This is a genomic window from Planktosalinus lacus (assembly GCF_014640155.1).
Lineage (GTDB): Bacteria > Bacteroidota > Bacteroidia > Flavobacteriales > Flavobacteriaceae > Planktosalinus > Planktosalinus lacus.
The window spans coordinates 63,092-77,431 of sequence record NZ_BMGK01000003.1 but is presented as its reverse complement, the minus strand read 5'-3'; the positions used below and the strand labels follow the sequence as shown (position 1 = coordinate 77,431).

The 14,340-nt window shown below is 34.5% G+C and carries 12 protein-coding genes; 1 reads left to right on the top strand and 11 read right to left on the bottom strand.

Annotation, left to right across the window (positions count from 1 at the left end; translation table 11 throughout):
• Nucleotides 1-191: 191 nt before the first annotated feature.
• The 7 genes from IEV69_RS04095 to IEV69_RS04065 all read right to left on the bottom strand — a co-directional run bounded on the left by IEV69_RS04095 (nucleotide 192) and on the right by IEV69_RS04065 (nucleotide 5,799).
• On the bottom strand, nucleotides 192-929 hold the full coding sequence (locus tag IEV69_RS04095) for an SOS response-associated peptidase (protein ID WP_188439749.1): 738 nt from the start codon (nucleotides 927-929) through the stop codon (nucleotides 192-194).
• Nucleotides 930-1,192: 263 nt separating this feature from the next.
• Nucleotides 1,193-1,429, bottom strand: coding sequence for a hypothetical protein (locus IEV69_RS04090; RefSeq protein ID WP_188439747.1), 237 nt, complete (start codon nucleotides 1,427-1,429; stop codon nucleotides 1,193-1,195).
• 14 nt (nucleotides 1,430-1,443) lie between these two features.
• Nucleotides 1,444-1,944 carry a hypothetical protein gene (locus tag IEV69_RS04085; protein ID WP_188439745.1) on the bottom strand — a complete coding sequence of 167 codons (501 nt, stop codon included), beginning with the start codon at nucleotides 1,942-1,944 and terminating at the stop codon, nucleotides 1,444-1,446.
• 102 nt (nucleotides 1,945-2,046) lie between these two features.
• On the bottom strand, nucleotides 2,047-3,117 hold the full coding sequence (locus IEV69_RS04080) for an AAA family ATPase (protein WP_188439743.1): 1,071 nt from the start codon (nucleotides 3,115-3,117) through the stop codon (nucleotides 2,047-2,049).
• 60 nt (nucleotides 3,118-3,177) lie between these two features.
• The gene (locus IEV69_RS04075) at nucleotides 3,178-3,492 is read right to left on the bottom strand and encodes a helix-turn-helix domain-containing protein (RefSeq protein WP_188439741.1); all 315 of its coding nucleotides are present in this window, start codon (nucleotides 3,490-3,492) and stop codon (nucleotides 3,178-3,180) included.
• An 86-nt stretch (nucleotides 3,493-3,578) separates the two neighbouring features.
• Nucleotides 3,579-4,619, bottom strand: coding sequence for a hypothetical protein (locus IEV69_RS04070; protein ID WP_229741322.1), 1,041 nt, complete (start codon nucleotides 4,617-4,619; stop codon nucleotides 3,579-3,581).
• Complete coding sequence (locus tag IEV69_RS04065; RefSeq protein ID WP_229741320.1) at nucleotides 4,588-5,799, bottom strand: tyrosine-type recombinase/integrase; 1,212 nt, start codon at nucleotides 5,797-5,799, stop codon at nucleotides 4,588-4,590. The genes IEV69_RS04070 and IEV69_RS04065 overlap by 32 nt, the downstream gene beginning before the upstream one ends.
• A 551-nt stretch (nucleotides 5,800-6,350) precedes the next feature.
• Between IEV69_RS04065 and IEV69_RS04060 the strand changes: the two genes are divergently transcribed.
• The gene (locus IEV69_RS04060; RefSeq protein ID WP_188439735.1) at nucleotides 6,351-8,417 is read left to right on the top strand and encodes an AsmA family protein; all 2,067 of its coding nucleotides are present in this window, start codon (nucleotides 6,351-6,353) and stop codon (nucleotides 8,415-8,417) included.
• Between the two features lie 3 nt (nucleotides 8,418-8,420).
• Here the strand turns inward: IEV69_RS04060 and IEV69_RS04055 are convergent, their stop codons facing one another.
• The 4 genes from IEV69_RS04055 to IEV69_RS04040 are packed head-to-tail and all read right to left on the bottom strand — an operon-like array spanning nucleotide 8,421 to nucleotide 14,248.
• On the bottom strand, nucleotides 8,421-8,603 hold the full coding sequence (locus tag IEV69_RS04055) for a CPXCG motif-containing cysteine-rich protein (protein WP_188439733.1): 183 nt from the start codon (nucleotides 8,601-8,603) through the stop codon (nucleotides 8,421-8,423).
• 2 nt (nucleotides 8,604-8,605) lie between these two features.
• Nucleotides 8,606-9,871 carry a TolC family protein gene (locus IEV69_RS04050; RefSeq protein WP_229741318.1) on the bottom strand — a complete coding sequence of 422 codons (1,266 nt, stop codon included), beginning with the start codon at nucleotides 9,869-9,871 and terminating at the stop codon, nucleotides 8,606-8,608.
• 40 nt (nucleotides 9,872-9,911) lie between these two features.
• The gene (locus tag IEV69_RS04045) at nucleotides 9,912-13,109 is read right to left on the bottom strand and encodes an efflux RND transporter permease subunit (protein ID WP_188439730.1); all 3,198 of its coding nucleotides are present in this window, start codon (nucleotides 13,107-13,109) and stop codon (nucleotides 9,912-9,914) included.
• A gap of 11 nt (nucleotides 13,110-13,120) precedes the next feature.
• Nucleotides 13,121-14,248: an efflux RND transporter periplasmic adaptor subunit gene (locus tag IEV69_RS04040; RefSeq protein WP_188439728.1), complete on the bottom strand. Its 1,128-nt coding sequence runs from the start codon at nucleotides 14,246-14,248 to the stop codon at nucleotides 13,121-13,123.
• Between the last annotated feature and the right edge of the window lie 92 nt (nucleotides 14,249-14,340).

Here is a 14,340-nt window from a genome sequence, read left to right as displayed (position 1 = left end):
ATAGAATAATTCCAATTTGGGGTTGCGGCCTGTTGCGTCCTTGCTGGAGACAAGTTAATTGTATAAATTACTGATATCGTGTCGTTTACTAAAATATAGAACATTTGCAACAACGCTGCAACGTAGGCACGTTGCGTGAAATGTTGCGTAATACGTTTTGGGTCGTTGTCTTGGACGTTGGTATTTAAACTTCAAAAATCATCAAACAAAGATGGGTATTCTACATACTTAATAGTTTCCGGATTGTTAGGATTTTTATTTTTATAGAGGTTTTTATTTACACTGTGTACCTGAAACTCGTCTTTTGTGAATCCGAATTTCATCAATTCTTTTAGTTTTTCTTTTGTAGTGTCAAATCTTAGCCATTCCTGGTGAAATTCTTCATCTAATACCAAAGGCATTCTATTGGCGCTGTTGTGTACTTTTTCAAACAATGAGTTTGCCGGAACTGTGATAATGGATGCTGTATAAGCATCTGAAGGTATTTCAGTATATATACCAGCAAAAACAAATATTTTTCTGTTATCCTCGCTGTCTTTGTCCGGGATGTAACAATAATAAGGAACAATTTCTTCTCCCCGGTGGTGTGGCTCAAAAAAACCATCTGCAATAATCAAACAACGGTTTTTAGGCATACACTGAACCCATTCAGATACTTTCCATAAACTTTCAGATCTGGCATTCAAGTTGTGGTTTCTTTTTTGGTAATCATCTATGAACTCATACATCTGCGGAGGAATGAGACCCCAAGTTGCGGGAACAATTTCTTCAGGTTGCTGTTGTGGAATTATATAAATGTTTTGGTGCCAAAAGCCTCTTTGATGAAAATATGATTCATAAACCAATGGCGGATTAAACTGGAGGTCGTGAGCTTTATAAAAGTTCTCAATGGATTTTTTTGATTTGGTTAGTGAAATGTCGTAACACATTTTTCAAAATTCTGAAAACCAAATATAAGAAATTGAGATAGTATTTTTTTATTTGTCGAAACTTGTTTCATTGGGCAACGTCTTTATACGTTGCGGCGCGTTGCGTAGTTATACAACTAATTACTTTTTTTAAGTATCTGATATTCAATTGTATAAAAATTTAAGAGATTTAATGGCAACGTTGATGTTTTAAGGACGTTGCGGGGGGTGTTGTACTATTAAGTTGCGATTGTGTTTAGGTTACTGGAACAAAAAAACGCCCATTATTCAAGACTAAAAAGCTTATTACTCTCAATAAGCAAATCTCTTAATGATTCGTAAGTTGAAATAATTGAATCTCGATCTGGCCGGTGATCATCATCAGCTCTTACAAAACACATAAAAATTTCGTGTAGGTTTTCAAGATGTTGCTCGTTCCCACGATTTTCAAAAAATAAAGATTCCAATAGTTCATAGGATTTCTTTTGGGGTTGCTCTAAAGTGTTGACTATTTTTTCCATTTTTATATAGTTTATTATTTTAGTTTTATAAGCTCTGTTAGTTGATTTATTATAGCTAATTTTATCTGTTCAGTTGTCCATTTTCCTGTTACTGTTGCACGCATAAATTCAGCTTGGTGCTCCTTTAAAATATTTTTTTCAATTAATCTTTCCTCATCTGTCATTTCAGCCGGATGATTGATTTTTAAGCCATGTTTTTTTAAAAAAGTTTGATATTCTAAAAGGTTTAAGTAGTCCCTAAACTCCTCAAATATTTGTTCAAGATCAACCTTATGTAGTTTTTTATTTAATTGCTTACTTGCAAAGTTAACCTCCTGAAATTTTATTGTTTCGTGTTCAAGTAAGAGAACATAACACTTGGTCAATAGAACATTATCTTTAACTATCTGTTTTTTTTCATTGTTTATCCAATCCACTATAAAATTCAGTGCGTTGCAATCGTTATCATTAGGTATAAATTTTCCGTTTTCAAATCTCCATTTGATTCTTTCTAAAGCTTGTTTTATAGTATTCATTGTCATTTGTTTAAATGTGTCATAATTTTTGACACGTGTAATTGACACGATATTCAAGATATAAGTGTCAAGTGTCAAGTGCATATATAATATGCACTGACACTACACGTCATTATATTTTCCAATCTTATATGGTTTTCTGTCGGCTTCTTGAATAACCCAACCGTTATTTTTAAATTCATTTATCATTTCCCGGCATTTGTGTTCGGGTAGCTTTTTTGAAAAATTATTGAAAAATGTTTCTTTGATAATATCTTTCAAATCTTGATAGGAATATTCTTCATGCTTTGAAAACACTTCTGTCAACATCTGATACAGTTTGAATTGATCAATTTTTTCAATTTCAATGCTTTGTTTTCGGGTCGAGGCTTGAATTTCAAAATCATCTACCAACACTGGGAGGCCATTAATTATTTCAAATGCAAAAGGTTGAGGCTCTTTATTTCTACATAATTCAGGTTTAACAATGCTGATGTTATCATTATCTTTGCATTTTTCAACACTTAAAACTGTTTCAGCTTTATTTATTAACTCTGAACCTAAATGTCCTCTTGCGTGATCGTTCCCTTTATTTTGATGTATTACAGTCAAAATATGAATATTTTTTTCTTCTGTCCAACGGAGTAGGTCTGTTGATAAATCCATAGCCTCGCCTTCATCATTTATAGATTTTACTAAATCACGAATGCCATCAATAATTACAAAACCTATCCTTTCTTTTGTTTTAATTAGGTGATTAATTATACGTCTTCTGTCTTCAGGATTTTTCGACCGTAAAAAGTACATTTCTATTGGTAAGTCATTTTTATTACAGAGCTCATAAATCATTTTTAGTGATTTTTGACAATGGTACCGGCCTTGTTCTGTATCAAAGTAGAGTATTCGGTTGTTTTCTGATTGTAATTTGCCGAAAAAACTATCATTTGGTTTAAGTATAAATGATGTTATCAGACCAGTTAAAAAGGACTTTTTGCTTTTTGCTTTACCAATGAGAACAGAAAAGTTTCCAAGTGTTCCCATAATAATCTCATTTCCATCAATCATTTGACACCAAGCTACTGGAGGAGGAGGAATAGTTTCATTTGGATCTATTAATAGTTTTGAAATATCATTCGGGTTAAACTCAATTTTCCCAGGTAGTTCTATCTTTGATATGTTTAATATATTATCCATTTTTAACCTCCTTGCTTTTAAAAACTCTCTTTAAATTAAATAGATTGTTGTTTACCATGATCAAGAGGTTGAAAAATCTTCTTCTCCAAAACAATTCATTTTTTGCATTGCCTCTATAACTTCTCCTTTTTTATACCTAACTCTATTACCAATGCGATATGCCGCAATAATATCATCTTTAGTCCACTTCCAAAGGGTCACCAAACTCACTGAAAGCATATCAGCGGTTTCTTGTCTGGTTAATAAAGTATCGTTGTTTTTGTTACTCTGAAATTGAGTAGAATAATTTTTCAGAGCTTCATTTACACTTGAGAGAATTTCGGATCTTAGATCCTCTACTGAGGTGTTTTCAATTTGTAGAATTTGTTTAGTCATTGCCTTGTTTTTAAAGTTACAAGGACAAATCTATGTGAGAAAAAAACTTATATTTTATTCAATATTAATCATATTTTATTCAAATTTTATTCTGAATAAAACTTTTCTGTTAGTTTTTTGAATGTTTCTTGCATTCTCTCTTTTGTAGGACTATAGTCTGGATATGGAATCACTTTTGAAAAGCTTTCAATTTTATACTCTGGATTTAACAATATATAATCCCTATACTCTTTGCTATCTTTACCACCTGTGTGTAAACTTTTAAGCTCATCATTGAAATAGGAATATAATAGACTAAAAAAGGCTCTGTCTAATTTCCCTTCATAATTCTTTACTATAAATTTAAAAAGCAATTCACTGTCATTTTTGAATATCGGCTGAATTTTCTTAATATGCCCCGACAATTTTGTTTCATTGGTATTTATCAATATATTTTTTTGTTTAATATTTTCAATGTTTTGTGATCCTTCTAATTCAAAAATCCTCTTTTCAATAAAATCTTTAATGAATGATAGTTCGTAACACCTGCACCAAAACTCAAAAATATTTTTTTCAAAGTCAATATCTTTATGGATTTTGAACTCTTCTAAGGTTTCTCTATCTCTCCATTCGATCATAAAATCATATTTCAAATAATAAATAATATGACACTGATTAATATGGCTTAGTATAAATTCCTTCCAATTATTGTAATAACTGTATTTTTTTCCAAAGTATAACATCGAATATGGTGATTCTGTCAGTTCTTTTGTCGTTTCTGAATATTTTTTTTTTAATAACTTTAGTTTTTGTTTTCTGGTTAAACATATTGAAAGCTCATATTCAATTTCAGCCATATTATACAAAGGATGAGTTTTTATTTTATCCAATAAAAAGATATATATTTCATCTAATACATCATCATTAATTCTATAATACTTTTCATTATAAGGAAAGGAGACATTAAATGTAATTTCTCTGTTTTTGTCCAAAATTTCAAATGCTATTACATTTGGATCTATACGGTAAATATTCTTTTCTAATAAAAAAGAAATTAATTCGTCATTTAAATGAAGGTTTTCAAATCCTTGTAATATCAATTCAAATTTATTGTTATCATTCATTGATGTGCTGTTTTTCTTGTTCATTTGCCCAATGCTTTTTCAGGGTTTCTGCATGTTCCGTATTCGTTATTTTGATATACTTTAAAAACTGACTTTCTGTTTTATGAGAGGTTATGGCCATTATTACCATATTAGGAAGTTTTCCATATAAATTTGAAGCAAAGGATCTTCTACAAGTGTGTGAAGATATAAGGTCGTGTTTGGGATAATTGCCTATAACTTTTCGATATCTTACTTTAGTTTTTCCTTCCTCTTCTAATTTGACTTTTTTAGAACCTTCAATCAATTCATTTATCCCGGCAGTCTCGCACACTTCTTTTACATACAAATTGAATTTTTGATCTGAAATTGAATAAGGAAGTTGGCCACCCCTTTTTTCTAAAATACTTTTTATTTGGTGGTGTAAGGGAATCACAACAGGTTCTCCGGTTTTCATTGTTTCAATTTCAATATATCCGTCTTTAAGGTTGATCTGTTTCAGTCTTAAAAAGTCAGATATACGCAATCCGGTTCTCAACCCTATAATAAACAAGTCCCGGGCGTTATCTAACCGTGTTGATTTTGAAAAGTCATGGTTGAACACCTTGTTAATTTCTTCCTCAGATAGATAGGTGTCTTTGGTTTTGTTGGAGACAGTCATAAACTCTGAATGTTTATACTGTTGGTTGATAGGTAATCCTTCTAAGTCTATTAGTTTACACCATTTTTTAATATCGGCAATATACTTGCCGATAGTATTATTCAACAGTTTTTCTTCACTTCTACAATACTCTAAAAAAGCTCTATAAAATTTTAAGTCAATATTTTCAAATCTGTATTTTGTCTTGGAATAATTTTCAAATGCGTGAAGCTTTGCCAGTGTTGTTTTGTGCTTTTGCACCGTTCTATCAGATAATGATTTCCCCTTATAAATGTGGGTTTCTGTGTCATCAACATAACTCTCCACCCAATCTGAAAAAAAGATTTTTCTTTTGTCTTTTACGTTAGCGGTTCCGAGGTTTGAGCCAACAATGTTTCTGAGCCAATCTTTTGAAATTTGAACATTTTTGAGATTATCATTTAGCCATTTATCAGCAATAGTGGTTTCCAATAATCTTAACTTAGCGTTGATAAGATCTTTATTAGTTGAATTGGCCTTTGGCTTAACAGATTGTTTTGCTTGGCTCCAATCAGTCCGTTTTATCCAAATGCCAGTTGCGCACATGAAATCAAAACTTTGAGAAGGCTTAAACCGACAAACAATATTTGTGGGGTTATTTTTTCCTTTTAGGATGAAGTTGACTTTCATTGCATATTAATAAAAGTCAAATGTAGATATAATCCCCTAATAATCCCCTAAAATGATTAACTTTTCTTAATTCAGGTTAATTCAAGTTAGAGTGTCTTTAAACTTTATTTTATTTATATACAGTAAGTTACAGCCGTTTTATCAATGATTACAAGGGGGCAAAAAAAATAACATTTAATGGGGTGTCAGTCCTGTTCCCGCTACAAAGCAAAAGCACTGATTTTCAGTGCTTTTTGCGTTTAAATCAGGCAATTACAGTAAGACATAACTACCTTTTTTTATTTCTGTAAAACATTTGTAAACTACTACAAGCATTAGCGCATGGAAACTTTCAAGCAAGTTTAAAAAACATAAAATGAGGATAGCTCTTTTACACATTTCACAATCATAACTGATTATATTTTTATTATAATTATAAGTAAATGTTAATATTTAGCAGATGCTGTTTTTTTAGGTATCTTTAGTAGATGAGTAAAAGAACACGCATAATTCTTGGAAGCATAACAGGATTCTTGATTCTGTTTGTGATTGCATCATTTGTGGCAAATCCCATTATTGAAAGCAAAATTAAAAAAACCATCGTTCAGGAAGTTCCTGATGGTTTTCAACTCAACGAATATGAGATTTCTGTAAGTTCATTTAGTGGCTCTGCAACCATTGAAAACCTCCAAATTTCAGTAACAGACACTATTGCTGAATTTAAAGATGCTCAGCTTAGCCTTTCAAAAGCATCCTTTGAAGGTCTTAGTTACTGGACGTACCTTTTCTCAGGTAAGATTGACTTTAACTCCATTACACTTTATGACCTGTATGTGAAGACATACAGGGATAGTACAAAGACTGACGACCGCAAAAAACAACAAAAGGACTTTGAAGAAAACATAAGCACCGAAAAGTTTACTTTGGAAAACGCCTCTTTCTTGATGAAGAATGCCGATGAAAGTAATGCTTTGCAACTGGACAGCCTTAATTTTTCAATCACAGATGTTAAAGTAAACAACACTACCCTACAAGAAAAAATCCCTTTTCATTTTTCAGAAATGGAAGTCGATACCAAAGATTTTTTTTATGAGTTGAATGAAAATGAAACCCTTTCTTTAAAAGAATTCACCATCGTTGATCAACATCTTAAAATCAAGGATTTTGCCATTCAAACCAAAAGTGACAGCCTAAAACCTAACCTGGAACCCGCAAGTGAGATTGGACGCAAAGACATAAAAATTCCATCACTAACCCTAAGCGATCTTCACTTTAAGGTGATTGACAGTACATTTATGCTTTTTGGTGAAGATTTAGAGATTAAAAACCCTTCTGTATGGATTCAAGAAGGTATTAAAAAGGAACCGGAAAATATTGAAAGTACGCAAAAAGAAAACAATAAAAAAACGGAGATGCCGCTTCCCTTCTCCATAGCGTCCATTTCCATAAATGATGCAGAAACTACTCTACTAAACCCTGATGAGAGCTCATTTTTGCAGGTAGAAGATTTTAATATTACACTCAAAGAAGTATTGGTAAATACCGCTACCTTACAACACATGATTCCTTGTCAATTTTCAGATGTGGAGTTTGATAGCAAATCGATACAATATCAATTGAATGATTATGACTTACTTTCACTCACCACAATTTACTTATCCAATCAGGAGCTTCAAATTGAAGATTTAGCCATTAAAACGAAATATTCCAAAAGGGAACTTTCAAAAGTACTTGACAAGGAACGTGACCATATGGATGCTGAAATGCCTTTGGTAACCTTACAGGGTTTACAGTTTAAAGTTAGCGACAGCACCTTTCAGGTTTCCGGCAATAATTTAATTATAGAAAATCCTGTTTTAAAGATTTACAGAGACAAGCTAGTTACTGATGATACCAGTATCAAACCTCTGTACAGCAAATCGATTCGAAACATTCCTTTTCAGTTAACTTTAGATTCTTTACACATCAACAATGGGTCAATCACTTATGAAGAAAAGGTAAATATCAAACAATCTGCAGGGACAATCAATTTTTCAAATTTGAATGCTTCAATTGGTAATGTCAGCAACACTTATGCTCAGGGCGAAAAGAAAACAACCATCCATATAAACTCCACCTTTATGGATGAGAGTCCGCTCAAAATTGACTGGAGCTTTGATGTAAATGACCTGAAAGACACGTTTCAGATTCAAGGGGAGCTCGATGCTTTGAATGCCACAAAGATGAACTCATTTACAAAAGCAAGCCTGAATGTAGAACTTGAAGGGAAGGTTAAAAAAACCTATTTTAATATTCATGGAGACAATGATACTTCCAGTGTTGATTTACGCATTAGTTATGACAACTTTAAAGTGGAAATACTGAATAAAGAAAATAAGCGAAGTTGGTTATTGTCTGCTGTTGCCAATATTTTTGTGAAAAAAAATTCAGACTCAAAAGGAGCTAATTTTAAAGAAGGAAATGCCACAGCTGAAAGAAACAAAGACAAGTCATTTTTCAACTATTTATGGATCAATATCCAGGAAGGCTTGAAAGACGTTATGGTTTCTATTTAAGTATTATTGCTCGATACCGGTTGCTTCAAATTGAACCAATTCTTTATTACTAAAAACAACAGTTAGTTGAATAGGATTGCAACACACCTCACAATCTTCAACATACACCTGCTTGCTCACCGATGGATCTAGCAACATGGAAATTTCCTCCCAGCAATAAGGGCATTGAAAAAAGTGTTCATACATAATTAAAAAGCTACATCAAGTAGTTTCCCTGTGAGTTGCAGCAATTCCAATTCGGCCAATTTGGCTTCATATTTTGCCAGGTTTTTATTTGTTTGGGCATTGATTAAATTAATCTGCGCCTGACGCAGTTCCAACGAAGAGATCTGACCCAGTTTATATCGCTCGTTTGAGCGTTCAAAGTTACTGCTTGCAGTCGCTACATTTTGCTGCTGCAACTCATATATTTTTTTCCTGTTTTCATAATTGCCTTTTGCATTGGCAATGTTTCTGTAGACTTCAACTTGCAACTGTTCTTTGATAAGTTGTCTGTTTTCAAGTTGAATCTTAGTGTTTTTAGTATTGACAATTCCACTTCCGCCATCAAAGAAACTCCAAGTGAGGTTTAGTCCGGCACTAAAGCCGGTTGAGGTATTGGAAGCTAAAAAATTGGTTGTGGGAAAATTTCCTTCATTCCAGCCATAAGAACCTGATAATCCCAACGATGGCAAAAACACAGATTTACTCGCTTTTCGGGCATAATCACTTATCAAAACATTTTGCTCTGCCTGTAGCAGTGTCACATTGCTTTGGGATGCTTGATTGATGTGATTTTCGATTTCAAGCGGACTAATAAATTGAATGAGTGTGTCAATTTGAAATTGCTGCTCCATATCTCTGTTTAAAACCACATTCAAATCGCGCTTGGCATTTATTAATGCTTGATTTGCGTTCATCACATTGACACTATCTGTAGTGATATCAACTTTTGCATTGAGCACTTCCAATTGTGTGTTTTGACCATATTCAAACTGATACTCAGCTCTTATTAGTCGTTCCTTAGTGTTTTCAAGAGTTTCTTCCAGTACACTTAAATTTTCAGTGAGGCGGGCTACTTCAAAATAAACTGAAAACAATTGCAATAGGGTTACTTCAATACTTTCTCTTGCTTCGAGTGCGCTTAAATTATATTGTTCCTTCAGGCTTTTATAGTTGTAGTGCCTTCCTAAACCATCAAATAAAGTTACGTCTAAATTAATAGAGGCATTGTAGCGATCTGTTTCTGCACCCATCACTTCACTGCTTGTTCCATCCTGAAAGGCCGCTTCCTGGTCTTCAATTGAATATTGAGCGCCGGCAATTCCGGTAAGTGATGGCAAATACCCTGAGTTCAAAATCTGAGCGTTGTTTTTGGCAACCAAAACTTCATTTTTAGCCACCTGAATACCAAAATTATTTGCAAGTGTTAATTGAATTGCTTCCTGTTTTGTTAACAATTCCTGTGCTTTCATTTGAAAGCTTATACAAACCAACAGTCCAAAAAAAACATATTTAATCGTCATACTTCTCATCAAGTCGTTTTTCTTTAATCGCACGTTCAACATCTTCTTTATTGACTTTTTTTCCGGTTGCCAACCAGAAGGTTCCGGTCTTGATTTTGTTATTAATGGTTAAAAATAAAGGTAGTAAAAACAAAGTCAAAACAGTTGCAATTCCAATTCCGTAAGCAATAGAGATAGCCATTGGTTTTAAAAACTGGGCTTGTCTGCTCTTTTCCATCAGTAAAGGAGCCAATCCTGCAATGGTAGTTAAAGAGGTTAAAAAGATCGCTCTAAAACGTGCTCTACCTGCTTCATAGAGTGCTTTGTCAAAATCCAGCCCTTCCTTGAGAAATGAATTGAATTTGGTAATTAAAACCAAGCCGTCATTGACCATAATTCCTATCAACGCTATGATTCCCATAGCACTCAACATATTCACAGGGAACCCGTGAATCCAATGACCCCAAGCTACACCAATCACACTAAAAGGAATCAACAAAAGCAACAACAATGGCTGACTGTAACTTCTAAAGGTAAACGCAATGGTAGCATAAATTAAAAATAATATAATGGGAATAATGGATGATGCTGAATTAGATAGTTTTTGAGCTTCTCTGTTTTGTCCTTCATAAGAAACAGAAACGGTGCTGTATTTTGATAGAATTTCTGGAATGATGCCTTGCTGAATTTCAAATAAAATTTCGGTGGCACTGTCGTTGGGGTTTTCAAGGTCGGCATTAACCTGAATTTCACGTTTTCCGTCAAGATGTCTAATGGATTCATCGCCACGTTCAATGGTATATGTTGCAATTTCGCCAAATGGCACCCGATCGCCTGTGGGTGTAACAATTCGCATAGCATTCAAATCATTGATTGAAGATCTGCCTTCACGGTCATAGCGCACCCAGACCCTTATTTCATCTTGTCCTCTTTGAAAGCGCTGTGCTTGGGCACCAAAAAACCCGGCCCTTATTTGCTGCATTACATCATTAAGCGTTAGACCAAGTGCATAAGCACTTTGATTCAATACCACTCTTATTTCTTTAATTCCCTGTGGGTCAGTATCTGTTACATCTTTTAAACGTGAATCATTTAGAAAATGTGCTTTCAATTCCTCTTTCGCAGCTTTGAGTTGTTCTGTATTGTTACCTAAAAATGCTACTGAAACAGGCGACCCTCCAAAACTACCTCCTGAACCAAAAGTAAGTTGTTCCACTCCATATACCGGCCCCACTGCATCACGAATTGCTGTGGTAATTTCAGGTGATGAAAAATCACGGTTTTCTCCCGGTAATAAATTAATGTCTAAAGACGCTTTGTTATTTCCGGGGCCTACCCGTTTTATGATGTTTTGAATCACTTGTAAATTCCCTGTTTGTTTTTTAGTAAATTCTTCATTGACTTCCCAGGCTTTGGCTTCTACATAGGATATGATTGAATCTGTCGTCGCCGGGTTAACTCCTTCACTCAACAATAAATTAACAGATACACGATCGCTGGCAATACTTGGAAAAATTGTTACCTTAATGATTCCGCCCATAATCGAAGCAACTGTAAGCATTAAAACAGCAACAATCACAGCCAGTGATAAAAAGTTGTTCTTTAAAATAAAAGCTAGCACAGGGCTATAAAATTTATCCCTTAAAAAACGCATGCTTTGATCCCCCAGTTTATTGAGGATTCTAAGTTTGCCAAAAAATTTATCCAGAGTACTTTGAGATTCTGCTTGCCCTGTTTTTCTCACCAAAGCTTTAGAATGGGCAATGTGAGCAGGCAATATAATAAAAGCTTCCACCAGGGAGATGATCAAAGTCAAAATCACTACCACAGAAACCTCTGCATAAAATTTCCCGATGCGACTGTCTAAAAATTGAAAAGTTAAAAAGGCCAAAACAGTCGTGATGATGGCAGACAAAATGGGAGGCATTACCTCGAGGGTGCCATCAATGGCCGCCCTTACGGGACCTTTTCCTTTTTCATAATGCTGATAAATATTTTCAGAAATGACAATCCCGTCATCCACTAGAATTCCGATGACGATAATCATTCCAAAGAGAGAAAGAATATTGATGGTTACACCAAAAAAGGGTGCTAGCATAAACATTCCCATAAAAGCGATGGGCAAACCAAAAGCTACCCAAAATGCTACTCTGGTGTTTAGGAAAAACGAAAGAAAGAACAGCACTAACAGGATTCCCATAGCACCGTTTTCAACCAAAATTTGTGTTCGCTGGTTTAATGAAATTGAAGAATCATTTACCACATCAAGCCTGATGTTGTTATTCTTTTGGTTAAATTCTTCAATGTATTGATTTACATTGGCTGCTGTTGATATTAAATCTTCATCGTTTGTGTTGCTTATGGTGATATTTACAGAAAGGTTTCCATTAAAAAAAGTAGCATTGGGGGTTTCTGAGAACCGATCTCTAACAGAAGCCACATCTTTTAACCTGATTATAGTTCCTGAAGCATCAGACCGCACTACAATGTTGTCTAATTCGTCTGCAAAATAACCTCTGTTGTTGGCTCTGATGAGATAATCTTCCACATCTGTTTTAATGGTCCCACCGGTTGTAAAAATATTTGCCCCTCTCACTGCCTGAGCCACTTCCTGAAAAGTAAGGTTGTAAGCTAACAAGTCATTTTCTCTCACCGATATTTCGATTTCCTCTGCGGGATATCCCGTAATTTCAATTTGTGAGATTCCGGGAATGACCCGTAAATCATTTTCAATGCTTCTTGCTATTTGTTTGAGCGTTGCCAGGGGAATGTTCGTACCGCTCACGGCAAAACTTATCGTTTCCCTCACCGGAATTTGCTTTGAGACGACCAGTGGCTCCATATCGGCCGGAAAAGAGGGAACCCTGTCAACGGCATTTTTTACTTCTGCAAGAATGACGTCAATGTTTTCACCCCGGGCAGTTTCGATCGTTATGGAACCACCACTTTCACGAGCCGTTGAGGTTACCCGCTCAATTCCTTCCAGACCTTTTAAGTTGTCTTCAATTTTTATGATGATGCCCTCCTCAATTTCTTGTGGAGAGGCTGCCGGATAGGTGATATTGATGTTGATAATTTCTGAATCAACCAGAGGAAAAAAAGAAGATTTTAAACTGCTAACCCCAAAAATACCGAAGATGATAAATGCAAAAATAACAACGTTTACCGCAACACTGTATTTAATAAAATATTCAATTACCTTTCGCATTGCCGCTTTATTTAATTTGTGATCTCGCTGTTTGGATCATTGATTTTAACAGGTTGACCTTCAAAAGCACCGGGTAAAACTTCACGTAAAATTATCGTGTTATCAGGAATGCCTTTTACAACAACTTCTCTATCTGTTGAATAAACTAGCTCTACATCCAAAAGTTGGATTTTATCGTCTTTCACAATATAGATTTGTGACTCGTTAACGATGAGCTTACGGGCAATTGAATAAGCATTGCTTTCTTCACGGGCATCGAGTTGTGCTTCTAGAAACATACCTTCCCTTAGGTTTTCCCCTTTTACGGTTACAAATACATTTACAGTTTGGGTATTTTGATCTATTCGGGCATTAATGCGGCTAATGGTACCTTGAAATTCTTTTGTTTTATCTATAGTGGATAGTTTAACAGTTTTTCCGGTCTCAAGAAAATCAACAAAGTTTTTAGGTACAGAAACTTCCATTTCAAAAATTTCAGGGTTGATAAATTCTCCTAATTTTTGTCCCGGTCTGATTAAACTCCCTTTTGTAACCAAAGCTTCAGTTAAAATACCGGTAAATGGAGCCCTGATATTAAACTTACCCAAGCGTTCTTCTCTATTTTTTATATCAAAATAAGTTGTTGTGATATTTCTTCCGGTAATAAAATATTTTTCTTGTTCTGAACTAGCTTCAGGCAATGCAGGTGTTGTTTTTCTAATGTCAAAATCACTGAGGTACTCCTGCCATTTTTGAAAAGAATCAGGATAATCCAATCTCAAATCGGGCATCATAGCAGTAATCAAATTATAAAGGTTGCTTCTTGCTGATTGCACAGAGGCCTCAAATTCTGAAGAATTGATTTGGAGTAATAGTTCGCCTCTATTGTACTGTTGACCGGGTTTAAAATCATGGGCACTTTTCAAAAAAAGCCCTTCTACTTCAGCAAAAATTGCCAGCCTTTCTTTGGCCATTAAAGTACCGGTTGCCGGTACTATGATAGGAATATTTTTGTTGGTAACCGTGTCGACAAAAACTGTTTTTAAAATTTTTTCCGGGGCTTCTTCAACCTTTTTTTCGACATCGGCAATACTTCGTGCCCAGAAGAAGGCCACAAGTAAAATGAGCACTCCCAGTACAATCAGGATAATTCTTCGCATCAATTTAAAAGCTAAAGGTTATATGTAGGATACAAATCTATTCTATTGAAACGGCAAAGAAGGTTAATAAAATCTTAAAAAAGAATGGACTG